Genomic DNA, 17,190 nt, shown 5'->3' with positions numbered 1-17,190 from the left:
CTCGCTTATCAGAATCATTCCTGGGCAGACCAATGCGATAGCCCTCACTGCTGAAAGGGCGGTCTTGTCCCAGGCAAACAGCCAATGAGTTTGCAGCTAACTTCCGGTTCAGGGGAACAGACTTTCAGTGAAGTAGCCTTACGGCTCAACCGGAGGACTCAGAACTTGACCCTGCTGTCCTACAGCTATTGTATCACGGGCACCTCAAAGCCTGCTGATACCTGAAACTATTAACTTTGAAACTTATTATACGAGGAGGAGAAGTGATGAAGAAACGGATCTTGTCAGCATTTCTGGTCCTCTGTATGATGCTGACAATGGTTCCCACTGCTGCCTTGGCGGCAGAAGACCCTGGCGGCGGCAACGGGAGCGACCGGGTCCACACAGAGAGCAACGACGGCGTCGTGGTGGACAAGACGGTCAACTATGATGAGGACGGAAATTATTCCCTGACCCTGGAGGCCTATGTCACCAACGAGGTGACCAAGGGAAGCAAGACCACACCGCTGGATATTGTGCTGGTGCTGGATGTCTCCGGGTCGATGGATGATGACCTGGGAGAGAGCACGTGGGAATATACCCCCACTGATGAACAGAGATGGTCGTATAGCGACATCAACGGGTCTCGGTGGACGACGTATTATTTCCGCGATGATGACGGCAACTACTACGAAGTGGAAGCTGAAAGTGATGGTTCTTGGGGGAACCGGCAATATTCCATCGGGTATTATACCGGCAGCGGGGTTTACCGGGACTGGAATCAGCTCGGTACTACCAGCAGGAACCAGAATGCCAACCTTTGGACAGGTACTCTTTACACGCGCCAAGAGATAACGACTTCCAAGATGGAGGCCATGCAGAGCGCTGTAAACGGCTTCATTGATCAAGTGGCCGAAAACGCGGCGGGTGCAGACAATGACGTGACCCACCGAATCAGCATTGTCAAGTTTGCGGATGACTCCTACGCGGACAGCGTCGGAAACGACCGCCAAGACGACTATTATGCCTACAACTATACACAGATCGTCAAGGACTTTACCACCGTCGATGCGGCGGGCGTTCAGCAGCTGACCGGCGCAATCGAAGCGCTGGAGCCCGCCGGCGCCACCAGCGTAGACTACGGCCTGACCCTTGCGCAGGACGTCCTGGACGGACAGTGGAGACACGACGGCGGCGAGTGGTGGGTCGAGGATCCGACGCTGACCGGCGCCCGGCAGGACGCCAAGCAGGTCGTGGTGGTCTTTACCGATGGTGAGCCCAACCACGGCAATGACTTTGATGACGATGTCGCAGCAACCGCTGTCAATCTGGCCCACGATTTGAAGAACAACGGCGTGACCGTGTACACCATCGGTATGTTTGAGGATGCGGATCCCGATGATATACGGGACAACTTCAACAAGTACATGAACGGTGTGTCTTCCAACTATCCCAATGCCACGGCAACAAATCGGTTCGGACAAGCAAGCTGGAATTTTTGCAATCTTGGCACCCGCGTGACGGAAGGCAACTACTACTTCGCGGCGGACGATGCCGAGGAGCTGGAAAACGCTTTCAGCACCATCGCCGATAACGTGAGCACCTCCAAGGTGGCGGCCGGCGCGAACACGGTGCTGTCCGACACGCTGTCGGAGTTCTTCACCTTCCCGAAGGGGCTGACAGGCAGTTCTGACGGGGGGATGGTCCAGTATGCGGAGGTCAAGGGCCAGGACGCGGACGGCAGCTATACGTGGTATGAGCCAGAGACGCTTACAGGCGTTACCCCTGTGGTAAATGCCGACAGCAAGACCATCACTGTGAAGGGCTTTGACTACACAGCCAACGCGGTGACGAAGACCACCAATCAGGACGGTACTGTCACCTGGTCCGGCGGCAAGCTGGTCCTGACGTTCCCTATCCAGCCCGATGTGAGCGGCAGCTGGAGCGACGCCGATACCTATGTGACAAATGACACGGGCGAACACAAGGCCGGTCTGAGCGGCTACATGGTGGATGAGAAGCCGAATCAGTCTCTGGAGCTGACGGAGTCCCCCGAAGCGCCGGTGGAGACGTATCAGGTGTTGTATGTTGCCAACGCCGATGATGCCGACGGTACGGTCACGGACCCCAAGTACTACATCACCGGCGGCGAGGCCATGGTGCTCCAAAACATGTTCACCCGGCCGGGGTATGAGTTTACCGGGTGGAACACCGAGAAGAACGGCGCCGGAACGCCTTATGCGGCGGGGAGTGCCATCACTATCGAAAACACCAATGTGACCCTGTACGCCCAGTGGAAGTCCTCCACGGCCAGCTATCGGGTAGAGTACTATCAGCAGAATTTGAAAGATGATAACTACTCGATCGTTGCAGATGATACATTGACACCCTCTGGTACTGTCGGAGATACTGCCACTGCTGAAATCAAGGAATACGAAGGCTTCACTTATAATGAAAACCGTTCGAATTCCTCCGGTATCATCGCCGAGGACGGCACGCTGGTGCTGAAGCTGTACTACGACCGGAACGAGTACACAGTGACGTATGAGTATGAAGGTACAGTCCCTGCGGGTGCGCCGGAGGTGCCGGGTGAACAGACCTACAAGTACGGTGAGACTGTGGAACTGGCAAAGATGCCGGATGTCACAGATTACCGCTTCAGCGGCTGGTATTCTGAAGATGTTGCGCTGAGTGGAGGTTCATTTACAATGCCCGATCATGCTGTTGTGATCAAGGGCAGCTTCTCTCAGCTCAACAGCTATACGGTGACTTACGACTTGAATGGCGGCACAACAACAAGTTCCCAGACCGTATTTCCCGGGCTGGCTTACGGCGATAAGACACCGAGAATTGAGGATCCGACTAAAGAACCCAGCGAACTTTATTCGTATGAGTTTACCGGATGGTCTCCTGAAATAGCGGATACTGTAACCGGGGACATTACGTATAGAGCGGAGTATACGCGCACAGAACGGGAATTTACCGTAACCTATTATCTGGACGGGACTCTCTACGCTGAACCAGAGTCCTACACCTACGGGGAAACCGTTGTAATCAAGAAGCAGGCAGAAGACGCTACTGAATGGACTACAAATGACCTTCAGGAAAGCGACATTATTGAAGGCCTGTTCTACATGCCTGAGCACAACGTTGTCTTCACCGCAACCACCGACGGCACGGTGACGCCCGACGAGTGCACATACACTGTCGTGTACCATTATGTGGACCGAGATGGGAATGAAGAAACAGAGACCACACCCGAGAATGAATCGTCCACGACAGGCACGCCGGTCAGCGGGTTGTATGACACTGACCGTACGTCTTATAACGGTAGCACCTACATCTTTGACCGGGCGGAACTGAACAATGTCGAGATCATAGGCGGTGAGACTCTCCAAGCAGGCCATAACTCCATCGACGTCTACTATGACATCGACGAGCTGGGTCCCGACGACGAACCCGACGGGACCCCCGACAAGGACCAGATTGTCTTCACCTATGTCAGTGCCGATCACGCTATGGGCTTTGTGAGCCTGGAGAAAGAAGTCGTCACCAGAGACCGGACCGGCATGGCCTCTCCGACGGGAGCTGTGGCGACAGCAGAAGAGGGCTGTGAGTTCGTGGAGTGGACCGATGACTACTATCATAGAACTGACACGAACGCGGGAATGAAGTACCTGGCAGGCTTGCCCTACGACGAGGACACCACCTTCACAGCGTATTTCCAGAAGGTCGGAGAGGAGCCGGGGAATACCATCTCGGTGATTTTCCTTGCGGAAAACGGCACGTTCAGCAATGGGCAGACCACCTACACGGCAATCGTGGAGGTTAATGCAGATGGCAAGTATCGCCTGGCCGAAGGCGATATCTTGGAGGCAACACCTGATACAGGCTATGGGGATCCCAGCTGGACCTGCAACTATGAGGACTGTGATGCTCCGAAGATCGGAGACCCGGTAGAGGATTGGGATCTCTTTGTTGTGACCTTCCACCCCGCAGGGGTCGTGCCGACCCAGGTCACGGTTACCTATGCGTGGTCCGGTGATCACCCGGAGGGCGTGGAACTGCCTGAAACGGAAACACTGGCTGCCGGCAGCGATTACACCATTCAGCCGCCCAGTGAATTGCAGGTTTCAGACGAGCAGGGGACCTGGTATTTTATTGGCTGGTATGACAAAGTCGGTGTCCCTTACGGCGGAACGATTTCTGCCACCGATGCCGACACCACTTTGTACGGGCGCTGGGATTTCCAGGCGACTCCCGAAGAGCCCGAGCCCGATCCCGGAGACGGCCGTTTTATGGTGATCAAAGAGCCGGATCAGACCTCTGTCACCGTGGGCGATCCCATCACTTGGACCATCACCATTGCCAGCATGACGGATGAGACGTTGACCCTGGATGTGACTGACAAGTTGGAAGGTGTGACGCTGACAGATGAGGAGGGCAATACGGTCACCAATCCGGTTATTGTCGAAGGCTGGACCTATGCAACGCTGTACGCCAGCTATCAGACCTCACTGGACGATGTGAACCAGAAGATCGTGAACACCGTGGTAGTCACGGACACGGTACATCCGGAGGATCCCCCGGTGGAGGTCCCGGCGGACCCCGTGGAGGTGAAGCCCTATGCCATCACCATCACGCCGGCGGACATTGTGATCTACACCGGCGGAACCGGATACAGCGGTGTGCTGGACGATGCGGGCGATTTTGTCGGCAGCATGGAACAGGGCCTGCCGGAGCCGGGTTATCACATCGATCTGCCCGACTCTGTGGAAGCGTGGCTCACCAGCCATGGCGTGGACCTGACGCAGGCTGCAAACCTGGCGGACTACCTGAGCTTCTACTATTATGACCAGGAGACTGGTGCGGCGATCCGCCGCTGGGATCTGATGGACCAGGGCGTCTACTCGAGAGATGCAACCGGCAACGTGAGCCGCTATGTATATAGCCTGAGCCCGAACCAAATCGAGGGTGAAAATGAAGGCGTCAAGGTCCGGCTCCAGTTCACAGATGACGGCAACATCATCACTACCGACAACATCCGAATGGAAGAGGGCGTTGTTTCTGCCAACTATGAGATGACCATCTACGACGGCGGTCTGAACCAGAGCGAGATTCAGGCGGTGTTCTCCGCCGGCGGTGATACGCTCGTCTGCAGCGTTGATATCGGTACCGGCCATCTCTTGGTCAAGAGCGTCACAGACGAGGGCACTTCCACCAACGAGATCGTGACCAGCGCCGACACTGTGGACGCGAACCAGATCACTGCCGTTGACAACGGCAATGTGACCTATTATGTCAATGACAGTGAGGTCCAGGTGGATCCCGGCCGCGTGCAGCTGCTGGTGGACAGCGTCTCCAACAGCGACGCGTTCGACGCCGCCATGGGCGCTGACGCCCTTGCAAAAGTCGCGGCCACGGACAACACGCTATCCGCCCCCCAGTACGAGATGGCCTATCTGGACCTGGTGGACACCCAGAACGGCAACACCGTGGTAACCCTGGGCAACCAGCAGGCGCTGACCATCTACTGGCCCATGCCCACCGACGCCGACGAGGACGGCGCGTTCTACCTGGTACACTATACCGGCATGGACCGTGAGAGCGCCAGCGACACAGGCGACTTGGCTGGTACCGCGCATACCGTGGAAAAGATCCAAGCTACCCGCGACGGCGACCATCTGGTCTTCACTGCCGGCAGCTTCTCTCCCTTCGTGCTGGTGTACGAGAAGGAGAGCAGCGGGGGCGGCGGCAGCACCGGAGGCGGCGGTGGAGGCGGCAGCCGGCCCACCCTGAACACGGAGGACCATTACTCCTATATCATCGGCTACTCCGACGGCACGCTGCAGCCCTACGGCACCATCACCCGGGGCGAAGTGGCCACCATCTTCTTCCGCCTGCTGACGGACGACACCCGGGAGGAGTACTGGAGCCAGGTCAACGACTACACGGACTGCAGCTCCGACCTGTGGTGCAACAACGCCATCTCCACCCTGACCAACATGGGCATCATCGACGGGTTCTCGGACGGGACCTTCCGGCCCTATGCCAAGATCACCCGAGCCCAATTTGCCAAGATCGCGGTGGGCTTTTTCGAGACCACCCGGGAGGACTACCAGGGATACTTCACCGATGTGGATATTAACGCCTGGTACACCGAGTACGTAGAGGCGGCAGCCCGCGTGGGCCTGATCGAGGGCTTTAATGACGGGACCTTCCGCCCCAACACCAACATCACCCGGGCACAGGCCTGCGTGATCGTGAACCGCGCCCTGGGCCGCAGCCCGGATGAGGATCGGCTGCTGGACGAGGACGAGATGATCACCTGGCCCGACAACAATCCGGAGGACTGGTTCTATGCCGACATGCAGGAGGCGACCAACAGCCACGACTACACCTGGGTGACCGTCAGCGGTGACAAGGTCGAGAAGTGGACGGAGAAGCTGGAACAGCGCGACTGGGCGGCTCTGGAGCACGCCTGGTCTACGGCTCACTCTGCCCCCGGCGGCGAGGTGACCAAGTAAGCGCGTACTCTGGCAGAATTTGATTCCCCAAAGGCCGTGGGAGAGGCATTTGCCTCTCCCACGGCCTTTTGACGGCCTCCGATGGCGCATCGGGACTCTTCGTGGCCAGCGGTCGCGCCGGCGACATTCCGGAGGCGTGATCCTCCGGGGGTGGAAGAGGAAAAGCGGCCGCCAAAACTTTTTTGCCCTTTGGGGCGTCTTATAAGACAGCCGGAGTCCCACAGAGGATGACGCCGGCAAACATCTTGAGGAAAGGATCATAAACGATGCAGAAGAAGCTCATTTTCTTGGCATTAACAGGGCTCCTGTGCCTGTCCCTCGCAGGCTGCGGCCAGAGCGGCAGCACCTCGCCGGAGGGGGGCAGCTCTCCGCAGGCGGAGCAGCCCGCGGAGGAGACCACTGGAGAAGATGGGGGCCGGACCCCTGAGGAGGACGGTACGGATACGGAAGCGCCCCAGTATACAGATAATTTTTCCATAGATACGGAGGCTGTTACAGCATTTGCAGAGCAGATCCAGGCCGCAGTGGCGGAAAAGGATCTGGAGGCGCTGGCGGACCTGGCGTCGTATCCGCTGTACATCGGCTTTTCCGATGGAGGGGAATCTGTGGAGTCCCGGGAGGACCTGATCGCACTGGAAGCGGACCGGATCTTCTCAGAAGAGCTGGTCTCTGAGATCGCCGGGGCGGACCCCGGGGGGCTGGCCCCCAGCAAGGCAGGATTTGCCCTGTCCGCCAGCGGCAGGCCCAATGTGGTGTTCAGTGTTGTCGATGGCAGACTGGCCATTGTGGGAATAAATTACTGACCTGCTCTTCCGCAGGGGACAAAAGGCGGCTGGCGGCGGGGGAGGCGTCGCTGCCGGAAAAGCTGGAGCTGCTGGGCAGGACCATCCGGTATCCGGAGCTGGACGTCTATTCCGCCACCCAACTGCTGGAACAGACGGAGGAGCATAGCAAGGCCTAGGCGGAGGCGGCGTGGTGTATATCCAGGCCGACGGCAGTCTGGCCGCCGGTATGCTGTATTTGCGGGGCGGCCCGGAGCACCGGGATGACCATTGGATGATGGTGGACAAGGGCACGGGGCTGCCGGTGTGGATCGACTCCACACTCCGCTCGGCAAGGGGTTCCCTGGGCACGGCGGAAGCGCTTGGACAGGCCTTCCGCAGAGGTCTCAGGCTGGAGATCTGACAGTACGGCCCGGCCCCAGATGGAAGGTGGAGGGCCGCAGCGGGCGCGTCAGTGTGGAGCTGATGGGATTTGTGTGGGACCTCTCCGGGAAGGAACCGGCCTCCCGTGCCGCAGAAGGGAAATGATGCAACAATGATGCCTTTTTGCGGCTGCTTTGCCGGAAACAGGGCTTATGGTATCGGTATCAAAAGGGAACAGGCGCCCGGACGGGTGCTGCGGATGAATATGGAATGGAGGAATTCATCATGAAAAAGAATCGGATGCAGATTTCCACGCTCCTCACACTGCTGCTCTGTATGCTGCTTCTCACTGCCTGCGGCGCGTCTGCCGCGGAGAGTGAGGGGACGGATCCGGAGACTCCGCCGCAGGAATCGGCGGCTGCGCCGGAGACGGAAGAACCGTCTGCCCAGCAGGAGGACGTCACGCTGGAGGAGCTCCTGGGAGAGGACTATGTGAATTACCTGACGGAGACGATCACGATGCAGATGGCCAACCGCATGGACAAGGACCCGGAGGTCCGCTACTTCCCGATTGAGGACAACACGCCGTTGAGCGACTATGTGACCATCGGCGGGACCACGAAGTTCGAGGTGGACGAGGAGGGAAATCCGGTGATTTACTTCCCGGCCGGAACCGTGACGGATGAGGCAAATGGCGAGCAGAGCTTTCGGATCCCGAAGCTGTATCAATAACCGGAGAAACTGAAAACAGGCCGCCGGCTGCAGCCGACGGCCTGTTTCATTATTTCTGGGCAGAAAAGAACTGCCGTCCTGAAAGGGGGGGCTGCATTGCCGCCATCAGAGCAGGAATACTTTTGCAGACTCCAGCCAGAGTGGGCACAAGATCAAAAGGCGCCGGTTTACACTCCGGCGCACCCTGGTGGCAGGCGCCAACATCGCCGGCTTCAAGCGGGTGGCTGAGGCCATGATGGAGCAGGGCGTATTCTGAGGCAAAGCATCCCACGGCTCTTCAGCCGCATAGCAAGGCGGAGCGTGAATAATGGCGGACATGAGCAGATGGCTGATGTGAGAGATGGCATACCATCAGATATGTACCAGAAATGGGAACGGGCATCCGATAAGAGCACTCTGGTGAAGACCCGGGCGAAAGGCCCTGAAAAAGCCGGGCAGAGCTGCTGCGGACAGACAACATGGTTCTGACAGACCCACCTCAAGCAGAGATAGTAAAGAAGCACAAAAGCCAGCACCGGGCAAGATATTTCCTGTCCGGTGCTGGCTTTTGCTGTACGGATCACGCTGTAAGCTGGAGGAGCTGCTTCTATGCACCCATCTGAGCGTTTCTTGTTCTAAGGAATTCTATGTTTCAGCATTCTGTGTAAGGAAGCGTTTGTAAAGAGCGGCTGGCCGATGGGATATACTTCCGGACTGATGATCTCCGGGGGGCATAACACCGGAGAATGGCTCCCGGTCTTATCTTGACAGGCCAACGGCCATAGACTTTGCAGCCGGCCTGTGAACTTCATGCAGCGGTGCTGCGGGGAAGGCGATGCGTCTATCAATTCCTCCATATTGGAGGGAGAGGAGCTCATTCGTCACCGCTCTCCTTCATTTGCAGCAATTTGATTAGATCGCTGGTCATTCGGTCAACCAGAAGCAGCTGGGCAGGGGAGAGCCCGGAGAGCTTTTCCATAACGGAGGCTGCCAGCAGATTGGAGTCCGGAAGGAGGGCCCTGCCCCGCAGGATCCACTCTGTGGAGGTTCCAAGAACTTCACAAAGATGAATCACAGTTTCCAGAGAGGGGCCGGCCAACCCCCGCTCGATTGTGGAGATGAACTGCGTGGAACGGTCAATCCGCTCTGCCAGTTCCTCCTGCGTCAGCCCAGCTTGCTCCCGGGACTGCTGGATCCGTCTTCCGATTGCGATGTTCAGCGGCTTCTTTCCCTGCATGATGATATACTCCTCAATATAATATCATCAGTTTACGCATAATAATGCTTGACTTAAACGAAATGTTATGCTTATAATTCTAAGTGTAATATACTTAGTTTTTGCGGAAGCGGTGAAGGATGATAAAAGGTAGCTGCCCTTTTCCAGCCATTGGCTGGGAGAGGGCAGCGTTTGCGTTATCCGGAAATCCAAATCATTCTTCTGATTTGTTACATAAGGATAACCTTTTGCCGCCGCCCGCCAAGAGAGGCATTATGCGAAACGAGTTCCGCCAGCCGGATGAACAGAATATGCGCCAGCTCCTGCACCAGCATCCGGAGGACCTGCCGGGGCTCATCCTCCGCCTGGCCTGGCTTCAGGGGCTCAGCCGGGAGGAGATCGTCGCCCTGAAATGGGCCCAAGTGGATTTCCAGGAGAGGAGTCTGTTTCTGGAGGACCGGACGGTCCCGCTGGAGGAAGAGACTGCCGGATGCCTCGCTGCCCGCTTCGAAAATGGCGGCGCGGTGTCTCCTTATGTGGTGATCTCCGATAAGTTCCGGGAACCTCTGCGGCCGGAGTCCGTCTCCCGCATTGCCAGAAATGCCCTGACTGCGGGAGGCCTGCCTCAGCTCCAATTGAAAGATCTGCGGCGGGACTACTTTTTCCGCCAGCTGGAGCAGCACGACTGGCCCTATGCCGTCCGGGTCAGCGGTCTGTCGGTCTCCACCTTCCAAGCCTGCTTTGCCGGAGACACCCCGCACAAAAAGCGTTCAACACAGGCAGGGCAGCAATTCGATGAATTCCGTCTGTGGCAGGTCCTTCAAAAGGAGGACAGCTCCGCCGCGGGCATTGCTCTGTGGATGAGCTGGCAAATGGGCGTGCAGGGCAAGGAGCTGGTGAATCTCACCTGGGACCAGGTGGATTTAGAGCGGGGGCTGCTGCATCTGCCGGAGCGGGACATGCTGCTGACCAATGCCGTGCGGCGGCTGCTGGAAAAAGTGCAGAAGGTCCGCTCCCCTGGGGAGGATCCCCATGTGCTGCTCTCCCCCCAGTCCCGGCGGCCTATGGATTTGGCCCGGCTGTCCAAGGTGGTGCAGACGGCGCTGATCCGGGGAGGTCTGGAAAATATCACGCTCCGGGACATCCGGGCGGCAGGCGGACAGCGGGAGGACGACCAGACCCTGCTGGAGTGGACCCGGGCCCATGGCAGCATCACCCGGCGGGATGTGATGGCGCTGCTGAATCTGTCGGACACTGCGGCATATCTCCGCCTTCGCCGGCTGGTTGGCCGGCGGGAGCTGGAGCAGGTGGGCAAGAAATACTATCTCCCCGGAACAGTGGTGCCGGAGGAAAAGCAGTGGGAGGTGATCTCAGCCTATCTGCAGGAGGCGGGGTTTGCCTACTGCCAGGATGTAGCGGAGCTCCTGCACGTCGGAAAGCGCAAGACGGCAGGTATCCTGCGGCGGATGGTGAGGGACGGCCAGCTGCTGCAGTTTGAAAAGCGGTATTATCTGGCGAAGCAGCCTGGGCAGAAGCAGATTCAATGAGGGGCGGCGAAGGGCTTCGCCGCCTCTTTTATTCTCCGCGCCAAGGTTACAAAATATAACAAATTCAAAACGTATTGCGTCCATAAGTTTTCGTTTGGATTAAAAACGGGCTGAAACTGTGGACTTTTTAGAGAAGTTTGGATAGAGTTGCCTCAGCGGGGACGCCGGGGCGGATGCGACTCTTCGGCGAATGCGCCGGCAGGGCTAGCGCCGGCGGAGGCATCGAATGGGCCCGGAGGCCGCGGCGGACCACCGCAAATTTCAAAAGGAGGAGAAATCCCAATGAAGAAGTTCCTTTCTCTGGTGCTTGCTCTGGTGATGACCATGTCTCTGGTCACTGTCAGCGCCGGTGCCAAGGACTTCACAGACAGCGAAGACCTCAGCGGCGAAGCCTATGCGGAAGCTGTCAACGTGATGTCCGAAATGGGAATCATCGACGGCTATGCCGGCGGTGCTTTCCAGCCCCAGGGAACCCTGACCCGTGGCGCTGCCGCCAAGATCATCGCCTGCATGATGCTTGGCAAGACCACGGCTGAGGCCCTGGGCACCCAGGCCGCGCCCTTTAAGGACGTGCCCGTGGGTTCCACCTTTGCCGGCTACATCGCCTACTGCGTGGAGTCCGGCCTGATCGACGGCTACGCCGATGGCACCTTCCGGCCCTCTGCGCAGCTGACCGGCTTTGCCTTCCTGAAAATGCTGCTGACCGCTCTGGGTTATGACAGCGCCATCGAGGGCTTCACCGGCACCAACTGGACCGTCAATGTGGCCTCCCGCGCCATCGAGGCCGGTCTGACTAAGGGCAATGAGAACTTTGTTGGCACCCGTGCCGCCACCCGTGAGGAGGCCTGCCTGTATGCCGTCAACGCTCTGAAAGCCACCCTGGTGGAGTATGAAAACAAGGGCACCGACGTCACCGTCAACGGCGCCACTGTTGCTATCGGCGCTTCCAAGCCCACCTACGTGACCAGCAACATCCACGACGCTGCCACTTCTATCAACGACGCCACCGACAACGTGAAGAACGGCTGGACGGTTGAGTTCGCTGAGAAGTATCAGCCCGACCTGGCTCTGAAGGACACCGCCGACGACTTCGGCCGTCCGGCCCACACCTGGACCTGGAAGAAGGCCGAGATCGGCACCTATGTGGACTTCGACAAGATGGTGGCCGAGTACACCACCAAGGTCACCGGCGAGGACCTGTACAACCTGCTGGGCAAGACCGCCATTGATGACAACACCCTGTTCGTCTATGTGGACGGCGAGGATGAGAATCTGGGTGATGCCGCCTTCGGCAAGGCCGACATGGTGAAGAAGAACGACGAGACCATCGGCCGGACCGGCAACGGCGTGCTGACCCAGGTGTTCCTGGACACCCAGGACGACGAGATCACCGTGGCCATCATCAACACCTATCTGGCCAAGGCCGCCGAGGACTACGACGAGAAGAACGACGACGTGGACCTGGATGTCTACTATGTGGACAACAACGGCACCAGCCGCAAGCCCGTCTACATGAAGACCGCTGACGAGGATAAGCCCCAGAAGCAGACCATCTCTGTGGACGGCGAGGACTTCGCCATCGAGGAAGTGGCTGAGAACGACCTGTTCCTGGTGACCATCGCCCAGGGCGTGATCCAGACCATGGACGCTCCCGAGGTCCTGTCCGACACCAGCATCTCCAACTTCCGCCTGGAGAAGTATGTTACCGCCGGTGGTACCCAGTATGACTACGCTGACACCGTCATGTATGATGAGGAAGTGCTGGATCAGTATGACGACGCCAATATGAAGGACGTCACCTACAATGTGATCCTGGACGCCTACGGCTACATGATCGGCATTGAGCAGAACGAGGATCCCGACCAGTACGTGTTCCTGACCGGCATCGACGGCAAGAACAGCAACCTGTCTGTGCGGAACGCTGACGCCAACGTCATCTTCATGGACGGCAACATGGATACCGTCACCGTGAACATGACCAAGAGCGACATCGACACCACTGGCAAGAACCTGTCTCAGCTGAACACCTGGTGCACCTACACGGTCAACAACGACAACGTGTATACCCTGAAGGAAGTGGCTGTGTCCACCTCCAAGAACGTCATCGACGATGACACCGATGTGGCCCAGTATGCCCAGGATGTGGGCAGCAATGGCGCTACCATCGATAAGAAGCACGTGTCCCTGAAGGCCGCCAACAACAGCAGCTACGTCTACGGCAACGACGACTCCGTCTACCTGAACGTGGAGCTGAAGAACGTTGAGGTCGAGGATACCACTGGCGGCTCTGGCGGCGAGTATCGTCAGATCGTGGACGATGTGGAGTCCGTCACCACCGGCGTGAAGAACGTCAACCTGGTGATGGAGAACCTCAAGAACGTGAAGCCCGATAAGGATCCCAACACCTACATTGCTCCCGACGCCGAGATCTACACCCTTTACAATGATGACGGCTATGTGATCGCCGCTGTCACCATCGGCGAGAACGAGGGCACCTCCTCCAACTACGTCTATGTCACCAGCAGCAACGTGAACCGCGAGGCTTACGACGATGAGACCGAGTGGACCTGGACCCGCGAGGTGGTCGTCAACGGCGAGCTCGTGGAGATCTCCGAGGTCGGCGACTCCCTGGAGTGGATCGGCAACGCCTCCAAGAACCAGGGTGAGATGGCTCAGGGCGAGTGGTTCGAGGTCAAGTATGACGCTGACGGCAATGTCCGTAAGGTCGAGGCCATCGACTTCTCCAAGGCTGCTGACAAGTTCGTCGACGAGGTCGAGGACGTGGAGGACGCCGTTGAGGACTTCGACACCGTCCTGCTGTCCGACACCAACACTGTTGAGAAGCTGACCTTCAAGAACGGCACCCTGTACACCGACCGGAACGCCACCAAGGGCTTCTCCGTGTCTCCCGAGGTGAAGGTGGTTCTGTCCCTGGCCGACAAGAAGGGCAACGAGTTTGATGATGTGGATGACTCCTACACCGGCTACAACGGCCTGGAGAAGGCTCTGCGCGACATGAATGCCCAGGGCACCTTCGGCACCGGCGTGGTCGAGGTGAGCGCGATCCTGGATAACGGCGTGGCCACCAGCATCGTGATCAACGACAAAGCCAAGGCTGGCTCTGATGTGAGCAATCCCACGGTTCCCGAGGGTGAGTTCCTGCCCGCTTCCTGGAATCCGACTACGAAGGGGATCGAGCTGCGCTACTATGAGAAGTCCATGAGCGACAGCGAGATCAAGGCCGCCATCGAGGACCTGCTGGGCGCTCCCGTGGATCGCCTGAACAAGTTCATGGGCTATGTCACCCTGGAGAACGGCGACATGTACCGCGTGAACTTCACTCAGATCGAGGTCGTGGCCATCAGCATTGACGGCGAGGTTGTCAGCTATCCCGACAAGGGTGATGCCGCCAATCTGACCAACATTCCCGCTGGCAACTACTTCGACATCAATGAGAATCCCGATGGCTTCATTGGAGGCAGCAACAGAGGTCTGCTGACCGTTCCCAGCACCGGCAAGGTGACTGTGAGCAACACCAACAAGGACCGTGAGTTTGTCACCGCCTACGAGCTGGATATTGACGGCACGATCACCTCCGATGTGTCCGCCGAGGTCAACGGCAAGACCGTTTCCGACGGCGACTACATTGCCGACGGTGAGGTTGTGGAGCTGACCTTCACCACCGCTGGCGACTACACCGTGAACGGTGAGCTGGTCCGCGCGGCTGCCAACGACACCTATGAGATCGAGGCGACCGAGGCCATCATGGTGAGGAGTGTTTCCAACTACATGACTGAGGAAGATATCGCGGACATTGTGGATGCCTATAATCCTGGTACTCCCACTGGTGCGACCATCACTCGGAGCGGCGACACTCTGAACATTGTTCTCAACAATACCGTATCTGATTGGACCGATGTAAGCGGCACTGGCTTGTTTGTTCTGGCAGAAGATCTGCTGGAGGATAACTCCATCCTGATTACTTTCCCGGATGGATCTGCCGAGCGGATTGATAAGGGTACTAATGCAGCTGCGGCAGCTGCTCAGCTGACTCCGAAGCTGGGTAATGTGAGCGATCTGACGCCTACTCCCATCGTGATTACTGTCACGGTTGAGAACGCTGGCAGTGGCGCTTCTGTGGAGTATACTGTAAATCTCAGCCAGGCTGACTAAGCAGTATAGCTTCAAAAGTTTCTCAAGCAAAGCGGAGCCCCCCGGATTTCCGGGGGGCTTCCCTTTTATTCGTCCACTTCCAGAATCGTCACCAGACTGTAGGTCTGCCCGCTGGTGTTGCAGATGTAAATGGCGTTGGGGTAGTCTGGCGTGGCGGTAAATTTGACGCTGTTTTTGACCCATTTGACGGGCACAATTTCTCCTCTGCATCGACCTGCTGTATGCTGCGGACTCTTTCGGCACCCATGCAGGGAGGAATCTGCGCCATACAGGAGGATATCCTGCGGGGACGGAACGTGGAGCACGAGGGGAGGCCCTTTTCCAGCACGGAGAATCTGGAAGCCACGATGCGGAAGGGGGCGTGGTTCAACCTGTTCTGTCTGGACATCTGTATGGCTGGCAAGAGCGGCATGGAGTTTGCCTGGGAGCTGCGGTCCTGGGACGAGAGGGCGGGAGTCTTTTTTATCACCACCGCAGCAACGCATATTTGAAGGCGGGCTATCAGGCCACCCCATTCAATATCTCTTTAAACCAGTGCAGCGGGAGGAGCTGGCCGAGGCCCCGGAGGCGGATCTGCGCCAGCGGCAAGTACCCCGGACATTGACGCTGCGCGGCAGCGGCCGTGCTCTGCGGAATGGAATTGATGGCGGAATGGCCCGTGTAAACTTGAGGGGCCAGCCAGGCCAGCCGTTCCCCATCTCCTCCCGCTGGCGCTGCTGCCCCCGGCCTACGCCGCGGTGGAGGCTGATTGATGCGCAACCGCATGCTGGAGTTCCATGGACTGGTGGACAGCCGGGGCAATCTCATTACAGATAAGAAGATCACCGTGGATGGGGGAACTACACTCCGGAGGAGCTGAAACTGGTCCTGGACATCGAAAAATACTTGGCCCATGTCCAGGCTGCCTACTTTACAGAGCGGGACATCGCAGAGAAACAGCGGGACAGCTTTTATAATCCGGCCGACCCCTGGGACAATGGTGACATCTCCTTCACCGGCGGCATCCAGCCGCTGATGGTGAACGCCCTGACGGACGAGGGGCCTTCCGGCATCGACTACAGGGAGCGCGGGCCGATGTGGAGGTGGAGCAGACCGGAGCGAAAAGCAAAGCTCTCCATATCCATCAATCACCATCACACTGAACCGGCACAGAACGCGGACGTGGGATGTATGCCAGGGCTGCTCCTCCCGGCCGTGCCGGCATTGCCCTGGTGGCTCTCAACGGTGGCCAGAATGTGGAAAACGCGAATGGCCTTACCGTGGCGCGCCTTCCCGACGCAGAGAGCACCGCCCTCCGGTTTAACTTTGCTGTGGGACAGGCTCCCTTCCTGGTGATCCCACAGAGCGGTCGGACCATCACGCTCCGTCAGGGCGGCGCTGTGGCGGTGAACTGGTCCAACAACCGGCGCCAGAAGAACGAGGGCACTGCGCCAAAGTACGCGGGCTTCAGGCCCCCACATCCCATGTGGCGGTATTGTATCCGGATCTCACTGGCGGAGGGATAAAAATGTGGATCTGCTCCCATGGGACCGGACACACTGACCACCACCAGGGAGAACCAGACCTTTTCCTCTGTCACTCCGCCCTGGGAGATGGTGCGGGCGCCCATCTATGAGAGCGGCGCCTGCAGCTTCCGGGTGGCAGGTGTACGCAGTGTGCTGGGAGCAGTATTACGGCAGCTGCAATCCGCCCTGCTGGTCTTTGGGAAGGTGGTTCTGGGAACGATTTCTCACCCGCTTGGGGAAAAAGAAAAGCGTCCGGCTTGCCGCAAGGCAGCTAAACGCTTTTCGGCGGGTATCTGAAATGGGGATAAAACCCATGAATAGCGCTGCATGGCGGGCCGGGGCACCGCCAACGGGCATGTGCCGACACCGGCGGGCAACTGCCGCGCC

The 17,190-nt window shown here is 58.2% G+C and carries 11 protein-coding genes; 9 read left to right on the top strand and 2 right to left on the bottom strand.

The genetic code is table 11. From position 1 onward, the window contains the following. Positions 1-266 precede the first annotated feature (266 nt). From DN611_RS14535 to DN611_RS14520, 4 genes are all read left to right on the top strand, one after another. The gene (locus tag DN611_RS14535) at positions 267-6,506 is read left to right on the top strand and encodes an S-layer homology domain-containing protein (RefSeq protein WP_119311699.1); all 6,240 of its coding nucleotides are present in this window, start codon (positions 267-269) and stop codon (positions 6,504-6,506) included. A gap of 266 nt (positions 6,507-6,772) precedes the next feature. Next, a complete protein-coding gene (locus tag DN611_RS14530) occupies positions 6,773-7,309 on the top strand; it encodes an LptM family lipoprotein (RefSeq protein WP_119311698.1) in 537 nt (178 codons plus the stop codon). A 169-nt stretch (positions 7,310-7,478) separates the two neighbouring features. Next, positions 7,479-7,691 carry a hypothetical protein gene (locus DN611_RS14525; RefSeq protein ID WP_136891159.1) on the top strand — a complete coding sequence of 71 codons (213 nt, stop codon included), beginning with the start codon at positions 7,479-7,481 and terminating at the stop codon, positions 7,689-7,691. Positions 7,692-7,936: 245 nt separating this feature from the next. Beyond that, positions 7,937-8,383, top strand: a complete 447-nt coding sequence (locus DN611_RS14520; protein ID WP_158629740.1) for an RsiV family protein — start codon at positions 7,937-7,939, stop codon at positions 8,381-8,383. 853 nt (positions 8,384-9,236) lie between these two features. Here the strand turns inward: DN611_RS14520 and DN611_RS14515 are convergent. After that, complete coding sequence (locus DN611_RS14515; RefSeq protein ID WP_021750345.1) at positions 9,237-9,599, bottom strand: helix-turn-helix domain-containing protein; 363 nt, start codon at positions 9,597-9,599, stop codon at positions 9,237-9,239. A gap of 254 nt (positions 9,600-9,853) precedes the next feature. Here DN611_RS14515 and DN611_RS14510 point away from each other — a divergent pair, with 254 nt between their 5' ends. Together DN611_RS14510 and DN611_RS14505 are read left to right on the top strand one after the other, a co-directional pair. Further along, positions 9,854-11,125: a hypothetical protein gene (locus DN611_RS14510; RefSeq protein ID WP_119311695.1), complete on the top strand. Its 1,272-nt coding sequence runs from the start codon at positions 9,854-9,856 to the stop codon at positions 11,123-11,125. A gap of 282 nt (positions 11,126-11,407) precedes the next feature. After that, positions 11,408-15,298, top strand: coding sequence for an S-layer homology domain-containing protein (locus DN611_RS14505; RefSeq protein WP_119311694.1), 3,891 nt, complete (start codon positions 11,408-11,410; stop codon positions 15,296-15,298). A 65-nt stretch (positions 15,299-15,363) separates the two neighbouring features. Here the strand turns inward: DN611_RS14505 and DN611_RS17095 are convergent, their stop codons facing one another. Beyond that, entirely contained in the window at positions 15,364-15,492 is a 129-nt protein-coding gene (locus DN611_RS17095; RefSeq protein ID WP_256264649.1) for a hypothetical protein, read from the bottom strand. Positions 15,493-15,543: 51 nt separating this feature from the next. Between DN611_RS17095 and DN611_RS14500 the strand changes: the two genes are divergently transcribed. From DN611_RS14500 to DN611_RS14490, 3 genes are all read left to right on the top strand, one after another. Beyond that, a complete protein-coding gene (locus DN611_RS14500; RefSeq protein ID WP_021750350.1) occupies positions 15,544-15,789 on the top strand; it encodes a hypothetical protein in 246 nt (81 codons plus the stop codon). A gap of 744 nt (positions 15,790-16,533) precedes the next feature. Continuing rightward, positions 16,534-16,803 carry a hypothetical protein gene (locus DN611_RS14495; RefSeq protein ID WP_136891156.1) on the top strand — a complete coding sequence of 90 codons (270 nt, stop codon included), beginning with the start codon at positions 16,534-16,536 and terminating at the stop codon, positions 16,801-16,803. A gap of 18 nt (positions 16,804-16,821) precedes the next feature. After that, complete coding sequence (locus tag DN611_RS14490; protein ID WP_021750353.1) at positions 16,822-17,100, top strand: hypothetical protein; 279 nt, start codon at positions 16,822-16,824, stop codon at positions 17,098-17,100. Positions 17,101-17,190: the final 90 nt, after the last annotated feature.

The sequence above is a fragment of the Oscillibacter sp. PEA192 genome (assembly GCF_003574015.1).
Lineage (GTDB): Bacteria > Bacillota > Clostridia > Oscillospirales > Oscillospiraceae > Oscillibacter > Oscillibacter welbionis.
This window is presented reverse-complemented; position numbering and strand designations above follow the sequence as displayed.